Annotated in this window: 21 protein-coding genes and 3 pseudogenes; 14 read left to right on the top strand and 10 right to left on the bottom strand. The window is 66.9% G+C overall.

What is annotated here, in order from left to right; genetic code table 11:
• Positions 1-23 precede the first annotated feature (23 nt).
• From ACQUSR_RS01815 to ACQUSR_RS01825, 3 genes are all read right to left on the bottom strand, one after another.
• Positions 24-665, bottom strand: a complete 642-nt coding sequence (locus ACQUSR_RS01815) for a histidine phosphatase family protein (RefSeq protein WP_431040752.1) — start codon at positions 663-665, stop codon at positions 24-26.
• A 126-nt stretch (positions 666-791) separates the two neighbouring features.
• Positions 792-2,396 (bottom strand): MFS transporter, encoded by a 1,605-nt coding sequence (locus tag ACQUSR_RS01820; protein ID WP_431040753.1) that lies wholly within the window; start codon positions 2,394-2,396, stop codon positions 792-794.
• Complete coding sequence (locus ACQUSR_RS01825) at positions 2,393-2,944, bottom strand: TetR/AcrR family transcriptional regulator (protein WP_431040754.1); 552 nt, start codon at positions 2,942-2,944, stop codon at positions 2,393-2,395. Before ACQUSR_RS01825 ends, ACQUSR_RS01820 begins: the two co-directional genes overlap by 4 nt.
• Before the next feature lie 339 nt (positions 2,945-3,283).
• Between ACQUSR_RS01825 and ACQUSR_RS01830 the strand changes: the two are divergent.
• The 3 genes and pseudogenes from ACQUSR_RS01830 to ACQUSR_RS01840 form a co-directional block, all read left to right on the top strand.
• A pseudogene (locus ACQUSR_RS01830) lies at positions 3,284-3,787 on the top strand (aromatic ring-hydroxylating oxygenase subunit alpha); the annotation flags it as partial.
• 256 nt (positions 3,788-4,043) lie between these two features.
• Positions 4,044-4,771 (top strand): annotated as a pseudogene (locus ACQUSR_RS01835) (transposase).
• Positions 4,772-4,982: 211 nt separating this feature from the next.
• A complete protein-coding gene (locus ACQUSR_RS01840; RefSeq protein ID WP_431040755.1) occupies positions 4,983-5,189 on the top strand; it encodes a hypothetical protein in 207 nt (68 codons plus the stop codon).
• Between the two features lie 34 nt (positions 5,190-5,223).
• Here the strand turns inward: ACQUSR_RS01840 and ACQUSR_RS01845 are convergent.
• Positions 5,224-5,922, bottom strand: a pseudogene (locus tag ACQUSR_RS01845) (IS256 family transposase); the annotation flags it as partial.
• A 381-nt stretch (positions 5,923-6,303) separates the two neighbouring features.
• Here ACQUSR_RS01845 and ACQUSR_RS01850 point away from each other — a divergent pair.
• Together ACQUSR_RS01850 and ACQUSR_RS01855 are read left to right on the top strand one after the other, a co-directional pair.
• The gene (locus ACQUSR_RS01850; RefSeq protein WP_431040756.1) at positions 6,304-6,744 is read left to right on the top strand and encodes a hypothetical protein; all 441 of its coding nucleotides are present in this window, start codon (positions 6,304-6,306) and stop codon (positions 6,742-6,744) included.
• A gap of 60 nt (positions 6,745-6,804) precedes the next feature.
• Positions 6,805-7,638, top strand: a complete 834-nt coding sequence (locus ACQUSR_RS01855; protein ID WP_431040757.1) for a transposase family protein — start codon at positions 6,805-6,807, stop codon at positions 7,636-7,638.
• Between the two features lie 103 nt (positions 7,639-7,741).
• Here the strand turns inward: ACQUSR_RS01855 and ACQUSR_RS01860 are convergent, their stop codons facing one another.
• From ACQUSR_RS01860 to ACQUSR_RS01870, 3 genes are all read right to left on the bottom strand, one after another.
• Entirely contained in the window at positions 7,742-8,032 is a 291-nt protein-coding gene (locus ACQUSR_RS01860; protein ID WP_431040758.1) for a helix-turn-helix domain-containing protein, read from the bottom strand.
• Positions 8,032-8,580 (bottom strand): DUF2975 domain-containing protein, encoded by a 549-nt coding sequence (locus ACQUSR_RS01865; RefSeq protein ID WP_431040759.1) that lies wholly within the window; start codon positions 8,578-8,580, stop codon positions 8,032-8,034. Before ACQUSR_RS01865 ends, ACQUSR_RS01860 begins: the two co-directional genes overlap by 1 nt.
• Positions 8,581-8,809: 229 nt before the next feature.
• Positions 8,810-9,844: a helix-turn-helix domain-containing protein gene (locus ACQUSR_RS01870; protein ID WP_431040760.1), complete on the bottom strand. Its 1,035-nt coding sequence runs from the start codon at positions 9,842-9,844 to the stop codon at positions 8,810-8,812.
• Between the two features lie 659 nt (positions 9,845-10,503).
• Between ACQUSR_RS01870 and ACQUSR_RS01875 the strand changes: the two genes are divergently transcribed.
• From ACQUSR_RS01875 to ACQUSR_RS01900, 6 genes are all read left to right on the top strand, one after another.
• Entirely contained in the window at positions 10,504-11,055 is a 552-nt protein-coding gene (locus ACQUSR_RS01875) for a MauE/DoxX family redox-associated membrane protein (protein WP_431040761.1), read from the top strand.
• Between the two features lie 64 nt (positions 11,056-11,119).
• Positions 11,120-11,695 (top strand): TlpA family protein disulfide reductase, encoded by a 576-nt coding sequence (locus ACQUSR_RS01880; RefSeq protein ID WP_431040762.1) that lies wholly within the window; start codon positions 11,120-11,122, stop codon positions 11,693-11,695.
• A gap of 65 nt (positions 11,696-11,760) precedes the next feature.
• On the top strand, positions 11,761-13,584 hold the full coding sequence (locus ACQUSR_RS01885) for an ABC transporter ATP-binding protein (RefSeq protein ID WP_431047323.1): 1,824 nt from the start codon (positions 11,761-11,763) through the stop codon (positions 13,582-13,584).
• A gap of 2 nt (positions 13,585-13,586) precedes the next feature.
• Positions 13,587-14,063 (top strand): S26 family signal peptidase, encoded by a 477-nt coding sequence (locus tag ACQUSR_RS01890; RefSeq protein WP_431040763.1) that lies wholly within the window; start codon positions 13,587-13,589, stop codon positions 14,061-14,063.
• A 237-nt stretch (positions 14,064-14,300) separates the two neighbouring features.
• Positions 14,301-15,431, top strand: a complete 1,131-nt coding sequence (locus tag ACQUSR_RS01895) for an SRPBCC family protein (protein ID WP_431040764.1) — start codon at positions 14,301-14,303, stop codon at positions 15,429-15,431.
• A gap of 191 nt (positions 15,432-15,622) precedes the next feature.
• On the top strand, positions 15,623-15,958 hold the full coding sequence (locus tag ACQUSR_RS01900; protein WP_431040765.1) for a hypothetical protein: 336 nt from the start codon (positions 15,623-15,625) through the stop codon (positions 15,956-15,958).
• A 15-nt stretch (positions 15,959-15,973) separates the two neighbouring features.
• Here ACQUSR_RS01900 and ACQUSR_RS01905 read toward each other — a convergent pair whose 3' ends face one another.
• The 3 genes from ACQUSR_RS01905 to ACQUSR_RS01915 form a co-directional block, all read right to left on the bottom strand.
• Positions 15,974-16,795: a lysostaphin resistance A-like protein gene (locus tag ACQUSR_RS01905; protein WP_431040766.1), complete on the bottom strand. Its 822-nt coding sequence runs from the start codon at positions 16,793-16,795 to the stop codon at positions 15,974-15,976.
• A gap of 56 nt (positions 16,796-16,851) precedes the next feature.
• Positions 16,852-17,235 carry a hypothetical protein gene (locus tag ACQUSR_RS01910; protein WP_431040767.1) on the bottom strand — a complete coding sequence of 128 codons (384 nt, stop codon included), beginning with the start codon at positions 17,233-17,235 and terminating at the stop codon, positions 16,852-16,854.
• A 93-nt stretch (positions 17,236-17,328) separates the two neighbouring features.
• Positions 17,329-17,745, bottom strand: a complete 417-nt coding sequence (locus tag ACQUSR_RS01915) for a hypothetical protein (protein ID WP_431040768.1) — start codon at positions 17,743-17,745, stop codon at positions 17,329-17,331.
• A 140-nt stretch (positions 17,746-17,885) separates the two neighbouring features.
• Between ACQUSR_RS01915 and ACQUSR_RS01920 the strand changes: the two genes are divergently transcribed.
• From ACQUSR_RS01920 to ACQUSR_RS01930, 3 genes are all read left to right on the top strand, one after another.
• On the top strand, positions 17,886-18,425 hold the full coding sequence (locus tag ACQUSR_RS01920) for a MarR family winged helix-turn-helix transcriptional regulator (RefSeq protein WP_431040769.1): 540 nt from the start codon (positions 17,886-17,888) through the stop codon (positions 18,423-18,425).
• Positions 18,426-18,635: 210 nt separating this feature from the next.
• A complete protein-coding gene (locus ACQUSR_RS01925) occupies positions 18,636-20,087 on the top strand; it encodes a site-specific integrase (RefSeq protein WP_431040770.1) in 1,452 nt (483 codons plus the stop codon).
• Positions 20,087-21,814, top strand: coding sequence for a hypothetical protein (locus ACQUSR_RS01930; RefSeq protein WP_431040771.1), 1,728 nt, complete (start codon positions 20,087-20,089; stop codon positions 21,812-21,814). Before ACQUSR_RS01925 ends, ACQUSR_RS01930 begins: the two co-directional genes overlap by 1 nt.
• Positions 21,815-21,832 lie beyond the last annotated feature (18 nt).

A 21,832-nucleotide genomic window follows, 5' to 3' on the forward strand; every position in this document is an offset into this window, starting at 1 on the left:
GAGGGCAGCGGGCCAGGTAGAGGTCAGCCAGATTTGGTAGAGGCGAGGTGGCGGGTGTCACCGAGGCTGACAACCTGGCGGTTGTGGAAGAAGTCGTCTTCGCGCAGCGTGGTGATGCTGCCGGAGGGCGCCCGGAAGTTGACGTGGCCGAGCGACTCGGGCGGCATACCGATCCAGGATGCCACGACGAACGTCAGGGCGAAGCCGTGGGTCACGACGATCTGGTGCTCGTACGGATTCTGCAGGATCTCGTCCATGGCCGCGTAGACGCGCTGCGCGAACGCCGCCATGGTCTCGGCTCCCGCGACGCCCGCGTCGTGTTCCATCCGCTCCCCGACAGCCGGCGGCGGGACGAACCGCTTGTCCAGCCACTCCTGCGGCCTGCCCTCCGCCTCTCCGTAGGACTTCTCCCGCAGCCTGCGATCCAGGATCGGTTTCATCCCGAACAGTGCGGCAACCTTCTCGGCCGTCTGCCGGGTGCGCTGCAGATCCGAGGAGAACAGCTCCACCTCGGCACCGTCCGGGATCTGGGCCCGCAGCGCCTGGGCAATGGAGGCTGCCGCGCGGACGCCAGAGGGCGTCAGCTGCGAATCGTGCCATCCGCCGACTACTCCCTCGACGTGGTGCGTCGCTTCGGGGTGGGTGACGACGTAAAGCGTGCGCATGAGTGCGTGCCTTCCTGTAGGTAACGTCCTGCTGATTGCAGTCCGCAACTATGAATAGAGACAGTTCAGAACCATCAAGGGGGTTCTTCGGCGCGTGCTCGAGTGCCGGCCGGCCAATGACGTGATCTACTTCCGATCCACGCTCTGGTCAGAGACTGACACGGGGCGGGCTGGTTCGGCGGCGGCCGGGCCGGCCGCCAGCTCCTGGCCACGCAGCAGGAACCACGCCCCGCCGGCCGCTGCCAGCAGGACCGCGGCGCCCACCCCGGCCGCCACGTCCACACCGGCCACGAAGGAGTCCTGAGCGGCCGTCAGCAGCGCCGCGGCCTTGTCGGCGGGGAGCGCTCCGGCCGCGTCGACGGCGCCGCCGAGCGACTCGCGGGAGGCGTCGGCGACGCCTTCGGGCACCCCGGGCGGGGTGGCGAAGCCGCGGTAGATGCCGGAGACGATGGAGCCGAGCAGGGCGATGCCCAGCGCGGCGCCCAGTTCGTAGGCCGTCTCGGAGACCGCGGAGGCGGCGCCGGCCTCTTTCTTGGGCACGCTGGAGAGGATCACATCGGTGGTGACGGTGAACGCGAAGCCGGCGCCGATGCCGACGAAGAGAAGGATGACGCACATCGCGGCGGTGCCGGTGTCGCCCTGCAGGGTGGTGCAGCCGACGAGCGAGAGCCCCACCATTGCCAGCCCGCCGGCCACCACGAGCCGTACGGACAGCCTGCGGGCGACCCATCCGGCGGCCAGACCGGCGCCCACCGCGCCGACCGCGGCCGGGAGCTCGACCAAGCCCGCGTTGAGCGGCGAGCGTAGCTGCACCATCTGGAGGAACTGGGAGAGGCAGAAGACCAGCCCGGACAGGCCGAGGATGGTCAGCATGTCCGCCAGCACCGCGCCGGAGAACCCCCGGTGGTAAAAGAGCTTCACATTCAGCAGCGGCGACTTAAGGGTGAGCTGCCGGCGGACGAACACGATCAGTGCGAGCACACCGACAACGGCACTCGCGGCGATGTCCGAGCGGTAGCCCACCACCGCCGCTTCCTTGATGGCGTAGACGACGCCGACGATGCCCACCAGGGCCAGCAGCACGCTGGGGATGTCCCAGGGCCCGGGATCCGGATTGCGCGACTCGGGGAGCAGCTTTGCGCCGACGGCCACCAGCAGCGCCATCACCGGAAGGTTGATCAGGAAGACCGACCCCCACCAGAAGTGCCCCAGCAGGAAGCCGCCGAGGACCGGCCCGACGGCCATACCGGCCGAGGCCATCGCGCCCCAGATACCGACCGCCAGGCTGCGTTCCCTGGGGTTGTGGAAGAGGTTGCGGATCAGTGCGAGGGTGGACGGCATCAGCGTCGCACCGGCCACGCCCTGCAGCCCCCGTGCGACGATCATCATCTCCGGGCTGGTGGCGTACGCGGTGAGCACCGACATGGCGCCGAAGGCGACAGAGCCGATCAGCAGCAGTTTCTTACGGCCGATGCGGTCGCCGAGGCTGCCCATCGAGACCAGCAGGCCGGCGATGACGAACGAGTAGATGTCACCGATCCACAGCAGCTGGGTCCCGGAGGGGCGCAGGTCCTCGCTGAGGAAGGGGGTGGCGAGGCCGAGGACCGTGGCATCGACGCCCACCAGCAGTACGGCCAGGGCGAGGACGGCGAGCGCGAGCCAGCGCCCGGGGCGCGGCTGGTCGTCGACATGGGCCGAACCGGCCCGTCCCATCGCTAGGGTCTCGGTCATTTCTTCGTGCTCCGTCGGATGCCGCCGAGCAGCAGCTCGGCGATCGAGTGGTTGAGGTCGTTGCGGGCGAGGCGCCCTTCGTGGACAGCCCAGGCGCCGGCACTGAACAGGCCGTAGAGCGCTTCGGTGAGCCAGGCGGCACTCAGGTCGATCCGGAAGTCGCCCTCTTCCTGACCGCGGCGGAAGAGCGCGGTGATCCGCGCGTCGAGGCGAGCCCAGCCGACGTTGATCTCGCCGCCCTCGAAGAGCTGGTTCTCGGTGCAGAGGAAGGCGAGTACGGCGGCGACCGGTTCGGCTTCGGCGATCAACCGGCGCAGTGCGTCGGCCGTATTCCCCTCGTCCAGCCGCGCGCGGTCCATGGCCTGCGCGAACTGGGCGATCCCATGTTCCTCCAGCGCTCTGATCAGGGCGTCCCGCCCGGCGAAGTGCCGGTGCAAGGTGGCGCGGCTGATGCCCGCGGCGCGGGCGATCTCGTCCATCGACGTCGTCGCCCGGCGTGTGAGCAGCGCGGCGGCTTCCTTGAGTACGTGTGCACGATCCACGGACATGAGACTCACGATAATCGATTGAGACACCAATGTCTCATCCGAAAGGATGACTCGAATGTCAACCTTTGCGGCGATCCACTGCCGGGGGCTCCGGGCGAAGGATGAAGGGAACCTGCAGGAAGGGTGGTGGCACCATGCCGCACCGAGAACTCGATTCCCTCCTCGACGAGCTGACGCACATCGCGGCGCTACCGCTGGAGCGCGGTGAAACGCTTCCGGGACGGGCTTACAGCAGTGAGGACTGCTACCGCCTGGAGAGGGAACGGATTTTCCGCGCCGACCGGCTGTGCGCCGGTCACGTGGACCAGATCGCCCGGCCCGGCGACTACCTGCGCCGATATGCTGGGGGAACCGGTGGTTGTCACGCGAGACGAGGACGGTGTTCTCCACGCGCTGTCCCGGGTGTGTCGTCACCGGTTCATGGATGTGCTTCCTCCGGAGACCACGCCCGAGCAAGGGTCCCTGAAGCGGCTGACGTGCCCGTACCACACGTGGACGTACCGGCTGAACGGTGAGTACGCCGGGCAGCTGGCTGGTGCGCCTTTAATGGGCAAGGTCGACTTCGATCGTGCGACGTGCCGGCTGCCCCGGTACCGCCTGGAGGTGTGGAACGGGCTGATCATGATCTGTGCCGATCCCAAGGTGCCGGCGCTGGGTCCGCAGCTCGACGAGCTGACGGCCAAGCTGGCCCCGTACCGGATGGCGGATCTGGTCGTGGCCTATACGGCCGGCTGGGAGGGCATACCCGCGAACTGGAAGGTGGGACTGGAGAACGGCTCGGAGAACTACCACCACATGGGGAGCCACGCGGGCACCCTCGAGCCGATCCTGCCGGGCAAGGACACCATCGTCGACGAGTGCGACGGACGCTGGTTCACCATGTACACGCCCTTCTCTGCGGACGCCCTGTCCGAGATGGCGATGGAGGAAGCGACTGCGGAAGGCGCACCAGGGGCGATAGGCCTTGATCCCCGGGCCCGGGGAGCGCGAACTGTCAGAGGGCGAAATGTGAGTGCACAGGTGATTTGTCGTCACCTGAACGTGTGGCAGGACGGTATCCCGGCCGGTTGGCGGCCATGGGCATGCTGGGCTGGTCGCCGTGAGCGAGCGCAAGCCCTACAAGAGCGATCTGTCCGACGAGCGGTGGGTACTGGTGGAGCCGGTGATCACCGCGTGGAAGGCCGCGCACCCCTCGGTCAGCGGCCATCAGGGCCGGTACGCGATGCGGGAGATCGTCAACGCGCTGCTCTATCAGGGCCGCACCGGCTGCCAACGACCTGCTTCGCTGGCAGGTACGGGAGAAGGCGCGCCGGAAGGCGGACCCGAGCCTGGTGGTGCTCGACACCCAGAGCGTGCACGCCGCGGCCGGGTGCCCGCACAGTCGACGGGGCGTGATGCGGCAAAAAGGTACCGGGCCGCAAGCGCGGCCTGGCCGTTGACGTGCTGGGGCTGGTGATCGCGGTGGTCGTGGTGGCTGCGTCGGCGCACGAGAACGCCGTCGGCAGCACGCTGCTGGACAAGGTCGCCGACACCGTCGAGAAGGCCCTGGTCGACCAAGGCTTCAAGAACGCCGTCGTCGCGCACGGGGAGAAGCTGGGCATCGAGGTAGAGGTCGTGGAGCGCAATCCCGCGCAGACCGGCTTCGTTCCGATCCCCAAACGGTGGATCGTGGAGCGCGCCTACGGGATCTTGATGCTGCACCGCCGGCTGGTGCGCGACTACGAACACCAGCCCCGCACCTCCGAGTCGCGGGTTTACTGGGCGATGACCGCGGTGATACTGCGCCGGCTGGCCGGAGCCACCGCGCCGTCCTGGCGTACCGCATGACCGGCGAGCAGTTCACCCTCGGCGCGGTGCTGGCACGGCTGGAGGAGTGGGAACGGGAGATCGCCGCGCAGGCCGATGCGGCCAAGGAGCGGATCGCGGAGCTTTCCGCGCAGCTGGAGGAGTTTCACCGCACCGCCGAAGAGATCCGCATCACCCGCAAGACCTGCTGGAGCTGCCCGAGCCGGTCCCGCCCGCGCCGCCATCCCCGAAGTTGCCTGACCATCCGGCCTACCAGCAGATCATGGCGGTGTTCGCCGCGGCCGACGCCCCGCTGCGGGCGCGGCAGGTGTGCGAGGCGATGGACCTGGAGATCGCACCCAACACCATCAACAACACCCGCCTGAAACTCAAGCGGCTCGCCGAGCGCGGAATCCTGGCCGAGACCGAGCAGGGCTTGTTCACCCATCCACGGCCGTGAGCCACCCCGCGTCGCCGCGATCTGCCCGCTCACCCTCGACGCCCCGATTCTTGATCTCGGTCAGGACAGTCTGCCAGTACTTGGCGCCCTCGCCGCCGTCGCCGGCCCACAGGCCGAGAATCTCCCGGTAGCCGTCCGCGGTGACCGCGATCGCGACGTAGATCGGCCGATTGGCGACGTGCCCGTCGCGGATGCGGACGTGGATGGCGTCGATGAAGACGACCGGATAGACCGGATTGAGGGGGCGGGTGCGCCATTCCGCCATCGATTCCAGGGCCTTGTCGGTGATGGTGGAGACGGTCTCTTTCGTCGTCGTCATCCCGTAGACCTCCGCGAGGTGGGCGACCATCTCGCCGGACGTGAGGCCCTTCGCGGTCAGCGAGAGCACCATCTCGTCCAGCGCCCCGGTCCGGCGCGCGTACTTCGCCAGCAGTCATGGAGAGAAGGTGCCCAGCCGGTCACGGTGGACCTGCACGGTCACCGGTCCGACCTCCGCCATCACCTTCTTCCTCCGGTAGCCGTTGCGTGTGTTGCCACCCGAGCGCGACCCGCGCCCGCCGACCCGGCTGGCCTCCGCGGCCAGGTGCAGGTCCATCTCCGCCTCCAGGGCGGCCTGCATCAGGTGCTGGGCCAGCTCGGGCAGGATCCCGCCCTCGCCCATCAGCCTCAGCCCGCCCTCGGCGGTCTTCTCGGTCGTCAGCGCGACCAGTTCCTCCAGCAACTCGCTGGACATACCATTCGCGGATACCGGCATCGACTTCACGTCGGCACCCTCGACGGCCTCGCCAACACCGGCAAGCGACACGCCGCTACCCGTCCCGATCAGGTGATCCGTCGCCGTTCCCATCGAGTGACTCCTTCGTGGAGGCTCACACCTGATGCATGACACTCTCGAGTCGCTCATTGAAGATCCATCATCTTGAAGTCGCTGGTCACTGGGCTGGTGTGAGTCGCTGATCGTTTGCTCGCGCTGGTCGAGGGTGCTTGTCGTAGCTCAAGATCGTCTGCCGTTTCGATGATCGCGGATCTGTGGATTCCCCGGCGCGCGCGAGGGGGATATTCGTACGCTCCGGGCGGGAGGTACATCGAGGTGGCCCAGGACGCGGAACCGGACTTGCGTGAACTGATCATGGCCCGCAGGGCCGAACTGGAGGTGCGGGCTGAGAAGTTGAGCCTGCAGCTGCAGGATGTCCGCGACGAGCTGGAGGAACTCGCTGTCGCCGAGAGGGTCGCACGCCGACTGGCCGAGCAGGTGCGAGCCGAGGCCGATCGGACGGCGGGACCGCCCGCCGGGCAGGCCGCGGGCCGTGCGGTGTTGGCGGTGCCGCCGCGTGAGCGGGGCATGGACGAGTCGGTCCTGCCCGCGGACTATCAGCGGATCGTGGACGTGGTGCGGCGGGCCGACGGGCCGGTCATGGTGAAGCAGGTCTGCACTGAGCTGGGGATCTCCCTGGAGCCGGCTCGTTCGGAGGCGATGCGTTCGAAGCTGAACCGGCTCGCCGAGCGGGGCTGGCTGCGCAAGCTGGCCGACGGGAAGTTCACCACCACGCTGTGAGCGGCAACACCGCGCGGTGCCGCCCGTAACGTTCGTGCCCCCGGCGGCAGTTGATAGTTCATGTCAAAGAAAACCAGCTCCGCCAGGGGCACTGAGACGGTTGTCTACCAGTCGAGCCTGACCCTGTCCACGGCCATCCTGACCCACCTCGGGGACCTGCTGCGCGGTCATCTGAAGATGATCGGATCGCGGTGGCGCAAGCTGCCGCCCGGGAGAATCGCCGCGATCGTCCTCGCTGTTCTCCGCCATGACCAGCGTCTTGCCGACATGGCGGACGGCAACGACGTCTCCGCGACCACGGTGCGGCGCTGGGTGCTGGAAGTGATCAACTTGCTTGCAGCGCGGGCCGAGCGCCTGGAGCGCGCGCTGAAGAAGGTCGCCCGAAAGGGTGGCCACGTCGTGCTGCTGGACGGCACCCTGATCCGCACCCGGCGCCGCACCGGATCGGACAACCGTCGCAACTACAGCGGGAAACACAAGGCCCACGGCCTGCTTGTCCTCGCGCTCACCGACGATCGCGGCCGGCTGCTGTGGCTGTCCGCGGCCCGTCCGGGACGCTCCTCGGAGATCACCACGGCCCGCTACAACAAGCTCGCCGAGCGGCTGCGGGCCACCGAGCTCGGCGCCATCGGTGACCTCGGCTTCATCGGCCTGGACGGCAACCCGGACGACCCGGTGGTCATCACCGGCTACAAGGCCGCCCGCACCAAACCCCTCACCTCGGCGAAGAAGCAGGTCAACAAGCTGATCGCATCCGTCCGCACGGTCTGCGAACACGCCTTCGCGCACCTTAAGAACTGGCGCATCCTCACCAAGTTGCGGCTCTCGCCCCGTTACGCGACCACGCTGCTGCGGGCCCTGCTCGTGCTGACCCGCACCGAAGTCGCCTCCTGACATACGGTCTTGGGGACAGGCAACCGCCCACGAGCAGCACGAGTACATGATCGCCGATCCGGACTCAGCCCCGGTGCCCTGCGCGAACGAGCTGGACGGATCTTCATTCATCCGGGCCTTCCTGTTCGCCGGGTTCGGGATCGTCGGTGCCGGGTTCGGGATCGTCGGTGCCGGGTTCGGGGTCGTCGGTGTCGGGGATGTAGCGCAGCAGGTCGCCTGGCTGGCAGTCAAGGGCTTCGCACAGGGCTTCGAGGGTGGTGAAGCGGACGGCTTTGGCGCGGCCGTTTTTCAGCACGGCGAGGTTGGCGGGAGAGATGCCGACGTAGGCGGCGAGGCGGCCGACGGTGAGTTTGCGTTTGGCCATCATGACGTTGATGTCGATGACGATCGGCATCAGATCACCTCGTCGAGTTCACTGCGCATGCGAGTGGCTTCGTCGTCGCGGTTGATGGCCTGGTGCAACAGGGTGCGCAGCAGGAGCATGACCAGAGTGCCGGTGGCGGCGGCCAGGACGGCTCCATAGGGGTAGAGGGTGAAGCCGAGGGGCAGGGCGTTTGTACTGCTGAGACGGATGGCGAGGACGGCCAGAAGGACGGTCATTCCGGCGAGTGCGCGGATGGTGGTGGTGAGGTAGGGAAGGGAAGCGGGGGTGAAGGCCTTGCCGTTCTGGGCGAGGGTGGCCAGACGCCAGATGCAGACCATGACGGCCTGCAGCAGGATGAGGGCGGGGATGGCGTAGAGGGCGACTTCGACGCCGCGGTCTTGTATGACGTCGTCGATGAAGCTGTTGTTCATCACGACAGTTCCGTGGCGGGAGACGGCGATGTCGTCTTGGTCGGGTTCCACGTTGGCGATGGCCAACATCATCAATTGGACGCCGAGGGTGAGGGCGAACACTGCGATGAGGACGGCGCGCAGGGAGCGCGCGAGTAGTTGCGTCACCGAGACTCCTTGACCTATCGATTTACGATAAGAATCTATCGCATGTCGATAGATCTGTCTTGGGTGGTCGAGACGGCTGCCTAGCGCACGCCAGGCAGTCGGCAGATCCGCGATGGCAACGGCAGACGATCTTGAGCTACGACAACGGCCCCCGACCGGCACGAGTACGCGACCAACGACTCACACCAGCCCCGTGACCAGTGACTTCAAGATGGTGGATCTTCATTGGTCACCTCGACGATTGGCTGCGTCCGGCAGCGACCTGCGGAGGGGGGATCAGTTCGATCAGGAAGTCTTGGTCCGCGGCGCCGGAGCAGCGGCCCTGGACAACTTCCGATCCGCTCTTGGTGTCTTGGTCGCGCAGGCTCAGACACTGGCCGGTGACGACCGGGCGGATGCGGAAGTGGGGTGTAGCAGGCGGGCCGAATGGCTCGACGCGGAACTGTTGGGCCCGGTTGTCGTCGGCACAGTCGTCGCGGGGCTCGATCAGGTCGCGCCCTGGCCCCTTCAACAGAACTGTGAGGCAGCCGATGCCGTACTTCGGGTGGTGCCACTGGATCTGCACGGTGTCCTTGCCCAGCGGTTCGAGGAACACTAGCGGCAGGGCGGCCTTCGTACACGGTTGTTGAGCGGCGACGGCGGTTTGGTATCGGCCGGTGCGATCCCTGCCTTCGGTGAGACACAGTCCGGGTGTGCGAGCGGGGTGGATACGTGCCCAGCTGCCCACTGCCAGCATGCGCAGTTCGGTCACCGGCATCGCGGGCAGGGCGGCCGGTGTCGACGAGTCCTGGAACAGGCTGCTGACGCCAAGCGTGCCCGCGACCGCGATGCCCGCGGCACCGAGCAGGCCGGCCGCCCAGTGCCACCGCGGGGCGCGTGCTGTAACAGCCACACCGGTGGCTATGACGTCGCGGTCGTCACCTCCCTCGTCGCCGGTTGACGCAGGTTTTGGGGTGGCGATGCGGCGGCGTGCCTCGAGCCACTGACGTACTTCTTCTTCATCAAGGCCGCACGCGCGGGTGAAGGCGTCGACAAACCGTTCTCGGGGCAGGGTGGCGCGGCCGAGAGTGGTTGCGATTGTGCTGGCCGGGAGTGCGTCGGTGTGCGCGGTGGCCTTGTCCTCAAGCTGGCGGTAGGTCAGTCCGGACCAGAGTCGCAGCGTGCGCAGTGCCGCAGTGTATTCGGCAGGGGTGCTGGCTTGCGCTGGCTGTGGTGGTTCCTCCGGTGGCTCGGTGAAGGTGCCCTTTCTCTGGCTCTGGCTCATATCTCAGCATGTACCCGACAGATGGTGATCGGGCACCCTTGAAACCGGCCTTGTTCATGAGCGTTCGGAACGCAGTGAGCATCGTTCCGAACAGACGCGAACGGTGACTTCCCTTGTCAGCCCAGTGACCGTGCGGACACGCTCATCGTCGTGCGGCAGTCGTCGGCAACTCATCCGTCTCGTCTTCGACGCAACAGCGCAATCCGTCCATCATGTGGCGCCTTCTCCCGCGCCGGACATCAGCGGCACAGTGTGCTCGGACCCGGGCCTCTGGTGTGTGAGATCGAAGCGTCGCATGGGCTGTTCAGGAGTCGGCATCAGACATTCACGAGACCCGCTCGCACAACGTTCCATGGCCAATCGGCGATGCGAAGGAGTCGGAACATGTACGGGATGCTCGAAAAATTGGGGACCAGGCTGCTTGAACGATTCGTGCCGAAGGTCGAGGCAGCGGCTGCGATCCCGTGCTGGTGGGAGTGCCGCTGCGTCAAGGGCGACGCCAATAGCGGCTGTGCCTCAGCGGGCCACACTTGGTGGCAGCAGCGGCGACTCTGCAACGGTACCGGCGCCGGACCGTGGCAGTACTACCAATGCGGCCCTTGCTACCCCGGCGAACAGTACGCCTGCTGACCCACCCAACACGTGGAGGAAGGTCGGGAGTGTCCTACCTGGCAATCGGGATCCGTTGCCTCATCGGCGCGGTATTCCTCGCGGCCTTCCTCAGCAAGGCACGCGGGCTTCCAGCGTTTCGCGCCTTCGTCGCTTCGATACACGGCATGCGAGTGCTGCCGCCGCGCCTCGTCACGCCTGCGGCCGTGCTGGTGACCGCCGGGGAGGCGGCGGTGTGCGCGTTGGTCGCGGCACCGTTCGGCGGCGTTGCCGCTGCAGCGGGCTGCGCTACCGCGACGGCAATGCTGATCACATTCACGGCCGCTATCACGCTGGCGGTCCGCCGGGGAGTCCGTCAGCCATGCCGGTGCTTCGGTGCGTCCAGCACCCCGCTCGGCGCCTCGCACCTGGCCCGTAATACCGCGCTGACCTTCCTGGCCGGCGCAGGCACGTTGATGACGACTGCGGCTACGCCAGCGACCGGCCCCGTGCATGTGGGCGGCGGAACGATGGCTGCGGCCGCCGGTCTACTACTTGGGCTGCTGATCACCGTTCTCGACGACGTGATCGCGCTGTTTACTCCCGTCGACCGCCGCCACTAAGCGTGGCTTCGGTGTTGCAGACGGCACCCGGACCACAAAAACCAGAATGGACCGAGGAGTTGTCATGTTCTTCCTCATCGCGGCGGTGGTCTTCGTCGGGTCGCTAGGAGCCCTGAACCTGGTCCTTATGATCGGCGTGATCAAACGACTGCGCGAGCACACGGAGCGCCTGTCGGCATTCAGTCCCCAGACGTCCGACATCGAGGTGGGCACCGAGATCAGCGCGTTCCGAACCGTCACCGTGGACGACGAACCGCTCGCCCAGGAGTCGCTCCCCGACGATACGCTGGTGGCGTTCTTCTCCCCGACCTGCGGGCCGTGCAAGACCACGCTGCCCTCGTTCGTAGCGCATGCCCGGAGACTGGCCGGCGGACGGAACCGGGTGCTGGCCACGGTGGTGGGGGACACCGATGCCGCGGCGCAGTTCGTCGCCGAGCTCAAACCGGTGGCTCGCGTGGTCGTCGAACCGCCCGCCGGCACGGTAAGCACCGCCTTCGGGGCCCGCGCATATCCGACGCTGCTGCGGGTGGGACGGGACGACGGGGGTCGACTTGTGGTCACCTCCAGCCACGTCGACGTAGCCCCAAACGGAGACATGGCCGCTGATGTTGACAGCACGACTGCCCATGTCGTCGCATGAACCGCCCCGACACGGTGGACGGGGCGCCGGGGCCACCCCCGGGAGCCGTGACGCTGATCCGGCACATGCTCGTGGCCAGTGCGCTCGCTGCCCGGGCGGCGCCCCGCGTGCTGACCATGTACGTGCTTCTCACCCTGGTCGCAGGCGGACTGCCGGTGGCGACAGCCTGGCTCACCAAATTCGTGATGGATGGCTTGGTCGACGGCACCAGCCCGGGAAGCCTTGTCGCGCTGGCGACGGGTCTGGCCGCAGTCAGTGCCGTCACAGGTATGACGAGCGAGCTGACGCAGTATCTCCAGGCCGAGATGAACCGGGCTACGGGATTGCTCAGCCAGGACCGGCTGTTCACCGCGGTGGACGGCTTCGTCGGACTGGGCAGGTTCGAGAATCCCCGATTCCTGGATCGGCTGCGACTGGCCCTTCAGGCTGGGGGAATGTCCGCGAACCAGGTTGTCAACGGTTTGCTGGGCACCGGCCAGGCCTTACTGACCATAGCAGGCCTCCTCGGCTCCCTGTTCTTGCTCAGCCCTGCGATGACCGCACTGGTGCTCGTGGCGGGAGTGCCCACCTTGCTGGCTGAGATCGTCCTCTCGCGCCGCCAGGCCCGCGTGTACTGGGACATCGGGCACACCGAGCGGCGGGAATTCTTCTACAGCACGCTGCTGACCAGCGTCGACGCCGCCACGGAAGTTCGCCTGTTCGGCATCGGCGGCTTCCTGCGCGGACGCATGCTCGCCGACCGGCGGGCCAGCAACGGCGCACGCCGGGCCTTGGACCGGCAACAAGCCCTGGTCCAGACCGGACTGGGGCTGCTAGCAGCTCTGGTCTCCGGTGCGGGGTTGCTATGGGCAGTGGGTACCGCCCGGTCGGGCGGGCTATCGGTCGGCGATGTCGCGATCTTTGTCGCCGCCGTGGCGGGAGTTCAGGGCGCGACCGCCGCGCTCGCGGGGCAGATCGCCAATTTCTACCAGGCGCTGCTGATGTTCGAGCACTATGTCGTGGTCACTACGGCCGGTCCGGATCTGCCGGTATCTGCGACACCGCGCGCCCTGCCGCGACTGCGGCAGGGAATCGAGCTGCGCGATGTGTGGTTCCGTTACTCCGACGACCACCCATGGGTGCTGCGCGGCGTCAGCCTTCGTATTCCGCACGGCAGCACACTCGCCCTGGTCGGCCTCAACGGGGCAGGCAAGTCCACGCTTGTCAAACTGTTGTGCCGGTTCTACGACCCTACCCACGGCGCAATCCTGTGGGACGGCGTCGACCTGCGGGATGTCGACCCCGCTGCGCTGCGCCACCGGATTGGCGCCGTCTTCCAGGACTACATGCGCTACGACATGACGGCAGCCGAGAACATCGGCCTGGGCGACCTGGACGCGCTCGACGACCGGACACGCGTCCAAGCGGCGGCGGAGCAGGCCGGTATCCATGACACGCTCGCCACGCTCCCGCAGGGATACGAAACCCTGCTGTCGCGGATGTTCTTCATGGAGTCGGACAAGGACGATCCGGAGACCGGGGTTGTGCTCTCCGGCGGGCAGTGGCAACGTCTCGCGCTCGCACGGGCATTCCTCCGCGACCGACGTGAACTGATGATCCTTGACGAGCCCTCCTCCGGGCTAGACGCTGAGGCCGAGCACGAGATCCACGCCTCGCTCGGGCGGCACCGTGGCGACCGGACGAGTCTTCTCATCTCGCACCGGCTGGGCACGGTCCGAGACGCGGATCTCATCGTCGTGCTGTCCGAGGGGCGCGTGGTCGAACGCGGCAACCACCACGCGCTGATGACGGCCGGACAGGTGTACGCGCGGCTGTTCACATTGCAGTCCACCGGCTACCGGACGGGGCCCGAGGCCTGCTGGCCAGTGTTGCCGGCGGGGCGGGGCTGACCATGGCGCTTCCGGCGCTCACCGCGGCCTGGGGGCTGGTGATCGTCTGCGTCATCCCAGCCGCTGCCATCACCATGCATCTGACCCTGTCGGCTTTCCTGGGGCGGCGGCTGATGGTGGTGACGGTGCGAGGGGAGAGCATGGCGCCTGCCTACCGGGACGGGGACCGGATCCTCGTCCGCCGCGGCAGGGTGCCTGACCGCGGGCACGTTGTCGTGGTGGAACGGCCGTACCTGCCCCCGGCGCGGCTGGAGCCTGCACCGCACTGGCTAATCAAACGGGTGACCGGGGTGCCGGGAGATCCTGTGCCGCGCGACATCGGCCAGCTACTCCGGGTGTCACCGGGCGGCCGAGTACCCCCGGGGCGGCTGATATTGCTGGGCGACAACAAGGCGGCCAGCCTCGACTCACGACAGTTGGGATACTTTCCAGCCGAGCGCGTTCTCGGGACGGCCGTACGGCGGCTCCCGCCGCGGTGATGGCTCCTCACGGACCTGACTCACGAACAGGTCTCGACTGGCGCAACCCCGCCGCCAAGAACCACCAGCTGGTGTTCGAGCGCATCGACCGTACGGCGAGCTCTCGGCACAGCGCCTGTTCAACAAGACATCCGCATTACACGACCTCAACGTGTCAACTCGGCATCCTCACTGAAGCCGACACCGGCAACTTCGCCAGGAAACAGTAGCCGACGCCGCAGCTGGCACCCCTGCCCTATGCAACACTTGGAAACGGACATCAACTCACGAACCGCCCTCTCAGGGATGACGATCGCGGGAATCTTCCCCCACATGGCAATGGCCCTCCTGCCCGACAGCGTGACGTACCTGCGGTGGATTCCCACGGGCCCAGCTACCCACGATGCCCACTTCGCGGTGCTCGTGCCAGCCGAGGCCCGGGGCAAGCCGGGATTCGACGCCTACGTGGACGCCTCGCGTCAGCAACTGGAGACCATCACGAACGAGGATCTGGTGGCCCTGCGGGGTGTGCAGCGGGGACTGGCCACCGATCCGGGGCCGTCGGGCGGACGCTTCTCACCTGGAGCGCGCTCTGTGGCAGTTCCAGCGCTATCTCGCCGACCGCCTCGTGGAACGCACGCGCGTGCCGTGACCGACCGCGTCGCCGCCCGCGCACCGCACGGCAGGGCAATGCGGGCGGCGACGTCGGCAGGCCGCCCCCACTACCGCGCCTCGCGATGGCCATCCGAAAGCGATGACGTTATGTCCACCAACACCTTCATATTCTCCACCTCGGAGGAGCACTTCCCCGCTGCTCGCCGGGAGCTGACAGATGAGTTCGGGCAGCGTGCGGTCATCGAACGGCTTGGTCCCGATGTCGGTGCCCTGAGCGTGCCCGGCACATCGCTGGACGAGCTGGCCAAGGTTTGCCGGACGCGGCCCATCGCATTCGTCAAACACCTCACGGATGATCTGGATCCCCGTCTGCTCGCCGACCCTGGTGTCACCCATGCCAGGACGACAGCCGGCAACTTCTTCGGGGCGAACAAGACGCGCTTCGATGTCATCGTCAACGACATGAAGATGGACCCGAGGCTGACCTGCGACACCATGCTGACTGCGGCAGGCCGGTTGCGGCCCGGTGGTAAAGCGGTCGTCACCCTGAAGCTCGCCCACGGCAATGTCGCGGCGTCCGTGCGCAAGTGTCTTGACCTGCTGCGGCGAAAGCACGAGATCCTGCACGCCAGACAGCTGCACCACAATCGACACGAGATCACCGTGGTGGCCAAGCTGCGTTCATCGGCATCGACGCATACCAGGACCTGCCCTGAGACGCCATCCGCTTATCGATCACGGGCTGGCCTGGTCGAAGGGTTCCTGATCGGGTGATCGCGGGAGAACTGGCGCATGACAGCAGGGCCTCTTGGTGGCTCGGGGGTGCGAACCAAACCAAGCACCAGGGAGGCCCTGCTGCCGCAGTCTTTCGCGCTCGCGTGCGTGGAATCCAACTCGCCCTCCCTGTTGTGTGACTGCCTCGCGCACAGGTTCGGCAACGCGGCGGACCGGCCGGACCGCACTCGGTGCTATGTCTCCGACATGACGCGGCGAGCACTCAGGACCGCGACGCCGCTGTCCCGCTGCTTCAACGGCTGCGGGATCTGTACTTCTCCATCCGCCTGGTGTGGGCGGACGGCGGCGATGCCAGCAGCCTGGTCGACTGGGCCCGAGAGAAACTCCACCTCACCCTCGACATCGTCAAACGTGCCAACGACACCGCGGGGTTCGTAGTGCTGCCGCGCAGCTGGGGGACGAACCCGGCCTCGGCGGGGTTACGCTCGACGATCCGCACGTCGATGCGGCCGGTGTTCCATGCGGGCCGGGACAGGTGTTTCGGGTGGGACGTGCCGACGTCATAGTTGAGCCTTTGATCGTCAGCCCTCGGTCTTGCCGGGCGGCGGACTGTGCTGGTGAGGGGCTGGCGTGGCGGCTCGCCTGCGCATGAGCCAGAGGCACAGGGTGAGGGCCGTGGCGAAGGGTAGGACGCCGAAGGCGAGGACGTTCAGGGCGGAGGGGGTGCTCACGGTGAACTGACCGCCGATCGAGCCGAAGAGCTGGGCGGCTGTCTGGAAGGCGAGATGGAAGCCGATCGAGGTCCACACGCTGCCCGTCACTATGCGCAGCAGCCCGGCGACCACGGCGAAGACGAGGAACAGCATGCTTCTGGACAACGAGTTCGGTCCGCCGTTGATGATGCCCCACAGCATGAACAAGATCGCCTGTGTCCACAGCGCGGGCCACGGCCCGAGCCGGACGGCCAGGTTGCCGAACAGATACCCGCGAAAGACGAGCTCCTCGGGAAAAGCCTCGAAAACGAAGACGAGTAGGAAAAGGCCGGCGGCCGTCACCAACATCTGGCCCGCCGATCCATGCGGGGCGAGGGCGGTCCAGCCGAACACCAGGCAGCCGGCGACGCCTGCGGCCGCCGGGATCAGCCAGCACGCCATACCGATCAGCAGCCAGCGTGCCCCCTGGCGAAGCGAGGTCAAGCCGATGCCGGACAGGGTCGCCCGGTCGGGGATGCGGGTAACCAGCACCACGGCCGGCACGACCAGGACGAACATCGCGCCGGCTCGTGCCGCGTGCGCCCACCGGTCATATCCGACACCGAAGATGGCGTTGGCGCCGTGGAAGACCGCCAGCGCGGCCACGGTCACCCAGGCGAACATGCCGGCGACGCGCCACCACAGCAGCACACGGCCGCCGCCATCGGATCCTTCTCTCATCGCCGCTCCTCAATCCGTTCGCCGACTCACCCGGTCGAACAGCGCGGCCGGTTCGCGTGCGTGCGCGCCGGTGTCGGCATCTGGTCGGTGCGTTTGATGGTGTGGGTGAGGGTGCCGTCGGGCAGGGTCGTGCCGTTGGGGATCGCGGCCAGGTGCTTGCTGGTAGCGGAGGCGAACTCGATCTTTCCGGTCGGGAAGCCGTGATCAGTCGCGACGTGCTGGGCGTCGATGGCCCCCAGGGCGGCGATGCCGTTGACGGCGACGGTGAGGTAGATGCCGTGGGAGAGGCCCGAGCTCTGCTCATACGCCTCGTACACGGTCGCGTCGATGTCGGCGCGCTGCAGGGCCATGGCGGTGATGGGGCCCGCGATGCCGCCTCCGATCACCAGTGCGGTGCGGGGGGTGGTCATTGTTAAGTCAACTCCTTCTGGGCGGGAGGTGGTTATTGCCCTGTGCGGAACGCGGGGCGGTGGCGTGCTGGGGCTGGTGCGGTCGGCCTGCCGTCACGCGGCCTTGAGGGCGGCCGTGATCTTGGTGATCATGTCGGCCTGGGCAGGGCTTGTCCCGCGTCCGGTGGAGTCGGCAGCCTGCTGGACAGCGGTGGTCACCGCGCGCCGGAACTCCTGCGTCTCGGCCGGGGCCTTGGCGTCCAGGGTGGCGACCGTGGCGCGGAGGGCGGACAGGACCTCGTCCGCGATGTCGGCGGTGTTCTCGCCCTTGAGGTCGAACTTGGCCTTGCCGGACAGGACGCGGCCGACGATGCCGGTCGCGCCGGTGAGGACCTTGGCCCCGACGATGTTCTCCTTCGTGGCGGACCAGGCACCCGGGTAGGCCAGGGACACCAGGGTCACTGCGCCGAAGGCCGCCTTCTTCAGGGTCAACCGCTCGTCACCGGTCAGCGGGATGAACGTCTCGGACATGGTTGTTGCCTGCCTCTTCGAAGTGGGTGGAGTGGAGCTGCGCAACCGGACGACCACTCAGCGTTTCGACTGCCAAGCCGCTCGAAAGCGATGTATCTTGGAGATCGAGCTAAAAGTAGTTTGGAAGGCGAGTGACTCGAATGTCAAGTGAACCGGCTCCGGTCGCCGAAAGGCTCGGCAAGGTCATCGCGGGCTACCAGGCGTCGGTGGACGACTTCGACCGCGAGACGGCGCGGCTGATGGGAGTCAACGAGACCGATCTGCGCTGCCTGGAGATCCTCATGGAAGAGGTTCCGGAAGCGGCACCGAGCCTGCTGGCCGCCCGGCTCGGGCTGACCACCGGCAGCGTGACCGCGATGCTCGACCGGCTGGAGAAGCTCGGCTATCTCACCCGTTCCCCGCATCCCAGCGACCGCCGCAAGACGATCGTGCGTGCCACCGAGGCAGCCACTCGGCGCGGCTATGAACTGATCGGCCCGCTCCTCGATGAGGGTCGCCGCGAGCTCCTGACCCGCTACAGCGTCGAGCAGATCGAACTGATCACCGAGTTCCTTGAGCGCACCACCAACATCCAGAAACGTCACGTCGCACGCCTGCGCGCCCTCCCCACACCCGCCAGAAACCGCGCCGACAGCAGGCGAACCCGCGTCAGCGACCAACCCGATGACCTCGCCGGCTAACCGCACGGAACCGGCCACCCGGCCACACTTATCTATGGCTCCCGGGAGCCATAAGGCATGTGCGGCAAGTGGGCCCGGAGGTCACGTGCCTTACGAGTATCCGAGGGAAGTCGTTGCTTAGTTGTCGTGTCGCTTTCCCTGCTGTGTGCCCCTCCATTGGCCTCTGAGTCTGTTGCCGCTGTACGTGTCGGATAGCTAGGTTCCGGCAACATGCAACTGATCAGCTTCTCCTCGGCGGGCTGGGAGTCCTGGGACTTATCCCGGGAGCCGCTCATCCGGGACCGGATGCCAGTCTTGGTCGACGACGACCTTCTCTTCGAGGACGCCCCGGGGTTACTGCGCCCCACCGTGATCGTGAATCGCTGGCTACGCGAGATGCCACTGAACGGTGCCCCAGCAGTGCGGACTTGGGAGAACAACGCGGGGTGCCTGCGGGACTGGATGCAGTTCCTCAAGATCCGTGGTGTCGACCCGCTGGGTGACCGCCACAGGCTTCGCGCGGCTCTGAGCATGTACGCCGAGTACCGCTTGGCCGGGGAACTGAAAAACCGGTGGGACGTGACCACGTGGAATCTCCACATGGGGATGCTGTCGAGCTTCTACCGGTGGGCGCGCGACGAAGGCTGTTCTGCGGCCGTGCCGTTCACCTACCGCACGGGCAAGAGGTTCGCGGACGGTGTGCTGGTGGAGGTTGAGCGCAACCTGGCCAAGATGCGGGCTCCCCGGCCGCACATGTCGGTCAAGTACATGGAGAGGGACTTCTCCGAGCTCTTTGTGCGAGCCCTGGCGGGGCTGGATCCGGATGGAGAACCGGACCGTCACTTCCGGGGGCGCGAAGGCGCCCGGAACGCCTCGATGGCCAAGCTGGATCTGTCCAGTGGCCTGCGGCGGCAGGAGTTCACCTACCTGACCGTGCACGAGGTGCCGCCGCTGCCGGCCCGCCCGACCCCGGTGCCGGTACTGTTCCCGCTCGCTCACGCGATCACCAAAGGCCAGAAGCCACGGACAACGTGGATCAGCTACGAAGCACTGGCCGACGTGCACCAGTACATCGAGCTGGACCGGGCCGCGTCCGCGGAAGGCTTCGTCTGGCGGCCGCCGTCGAAGCTGGGCAAGCCCCTGGTGGTGGAGGAACCCGACTGGGAAGGCGCACACATCAATGGCCAACGCAGGTCCTGGCGGCAGCTGAGACCGTCTGAGCGACTGCGGCTGGTTTCGCCGGAAGGCGAATCGCCCTTGGTCGGACTGCAGTCCTCGGGGAAGCCATTCGTCGACTATGCGACGGTCTTCCGCCGGACGTCCGCCAGAATCCGGGAACGGTTCGAGCCGCGGTTTCCGACCGTTTCTCCACACCGACTCCGCCATTCGATGGCCATGCAAACTCTGGAGTGGCTGATCGCGGGCTACTACCGCCGGGCTGCCGAACTAGTGAAGGCTACAGGCGATGACGCCGCGATGGCTCTGTATTTGACCAAGTCAGATCCCATGCTGGTTCTTCGCGACCTGCTGGGCCATCAGAGCGTCGTCTCCACTGAAATTTACATCGCGCGCCTGGACGTCACCCGTATCTACCGCGACGCCTACAGGGAAATGGCCGTCGAACTGAATCCGGCTGCCGCCGCCGAGGCCGAAGCAGAGTTCGATGATGAGGATTTGCACTGATGCCCGCGACTGTCATTGACGAGCCGCTCGCCGTCCATTTCCTCTTCGCCGATGGAAGCCAGTGGACAGCCGCCCTGGACGGACTGCCCAACCTGGAACTGGCCCGGGACCTCGCCCACGGCCTGACGGCGAACGCCCACCCACACGGCGGCATCGGCGCAAAGAGGACCGCCGCGGTCTACGCCGTGTCCTTGCGCCAGATGGTGATCAAACTGTCGGCGGCCGGCTTCACCGGCTCAGCCTCGGACCTGACCCGGCCTCTGCTGATGCGCTTCTGGCTGGCCGGGAAGCATGCGCACGAGCGCAACACCCGGATGATTCTGAAGGGGTTCGACGCAATCACCGGCACCCTGCGACCCGAGGTACGCGAGTACCTCGCCGGAAACAAGCTGCATGTGAAGCCTCGCACCGGGCCCTACACGGCTTATACCGACGACGAGTGGGAGCGATTGGAGACGGCTTGCCGAAATCTGGTGGACGACAGTTGGGCCCGTCACAAGCGGGCTCTGGCACTGGCTGCTGGGGGCACTGATCCGCGAATAAGCGGGCGTAACAGCGAGGCGGACATCGGCTGGCTCATGATCCGAGACGGCCCGATTCCGTGGCGCAATGGATATCAGGACTGCATTCGCGGCCATGTGAAATGTAAGACCCCGCAACCGGAACCAATGCTGCGGAACGTGCGCGAGGCTCTCTTCCCGACGCTGCCTGTCCAGCACGCCTACATGACCTTGTTCGGAATGTACTCCGGCATCGTCCCAGACGGGATCGAAGACCTCGGTATCGCAGACGTGGAGTGGGCTGGTGACGCCACGATCCTGCTCAGCTACATAAAAGGCCGTACGTCGCGGGAGATCCTGACAATTCCAGGCCGGGCGGTCCGGCTCCTGGAACGATGGCTGGAGTTCTCTACCCCGGCACGGCGATTCGCCGATACCGAGCACCGCAACATGCTGTGGATTGTCCACGCTCCCCATGCCCGACGAGCGATCAGTCGGCCGTCTGAAAACGGGAAAATCCGGCGGCGCCTGAACCGGTCTCTCAGTCTGCTGGACGATACGGGCATGGCCCTGGTGATTCACCGCGGCCGGATTCGGGCAACGTACGAAGCGCGACTGTCGAGACGGGGCTGGACGGGACGGGCCGCCATCGACCCGAACCACACCCCCCGCACCGAGGGCGATCACTACGTCACCCCGACCAACCCTGCCCAGTTGGCCGCTGTGGAGTCGATCATTGAGGATGGCCAGACCGATGTCCTGCGCAAGTCCCTGCCGCCAGTGGTGCTCTCGACCGCACAGGCCGCGGAGCTGGCACAAGGGTTCCCCGAGGCGGTGAGGCGACTTGGTCTGGAGGCTGCGGACCTCGCCGAGCTGGTGGGAGGTGAGCGGGATGTGTTCACCGCCGCGTGCGCCGACCAACTGGCCGGGATCCATGGCCCCGCCGGACAGCCATGTCCCGCCCGGCCATGGATGTGCCTGCTGTGCCCACTGGCAGTATTCCTGCCACGTCACGCCCCGAACCTGCTCAGGCTCGACGCCTTCTTCAGCCGCCAGTTCCGGCAGATGCCCACCGAGAACTTCCTACGGGTCTTCGGCCCCTACGCCGATCGCCTGAGCATCGAGATCCTGCCCAAGTTCTCCGAGGAGACGAAGTCGAGGGGCCGGCTGGAGGTAGCGGGCGACGACAGCGACCTGCCGCTTCGCCCTGAGGAGGCAACCGTATGATGCGCCGCCGATTTTCCG

Source organism: Streptomyces sp. P1-3 (genome assembly GCF_050613155.1).
Lineage (GTDB): Bacteria > Actinomycetota > Actinomycetes > Streptomycetales > Streptomycetaceae > Streptomyces.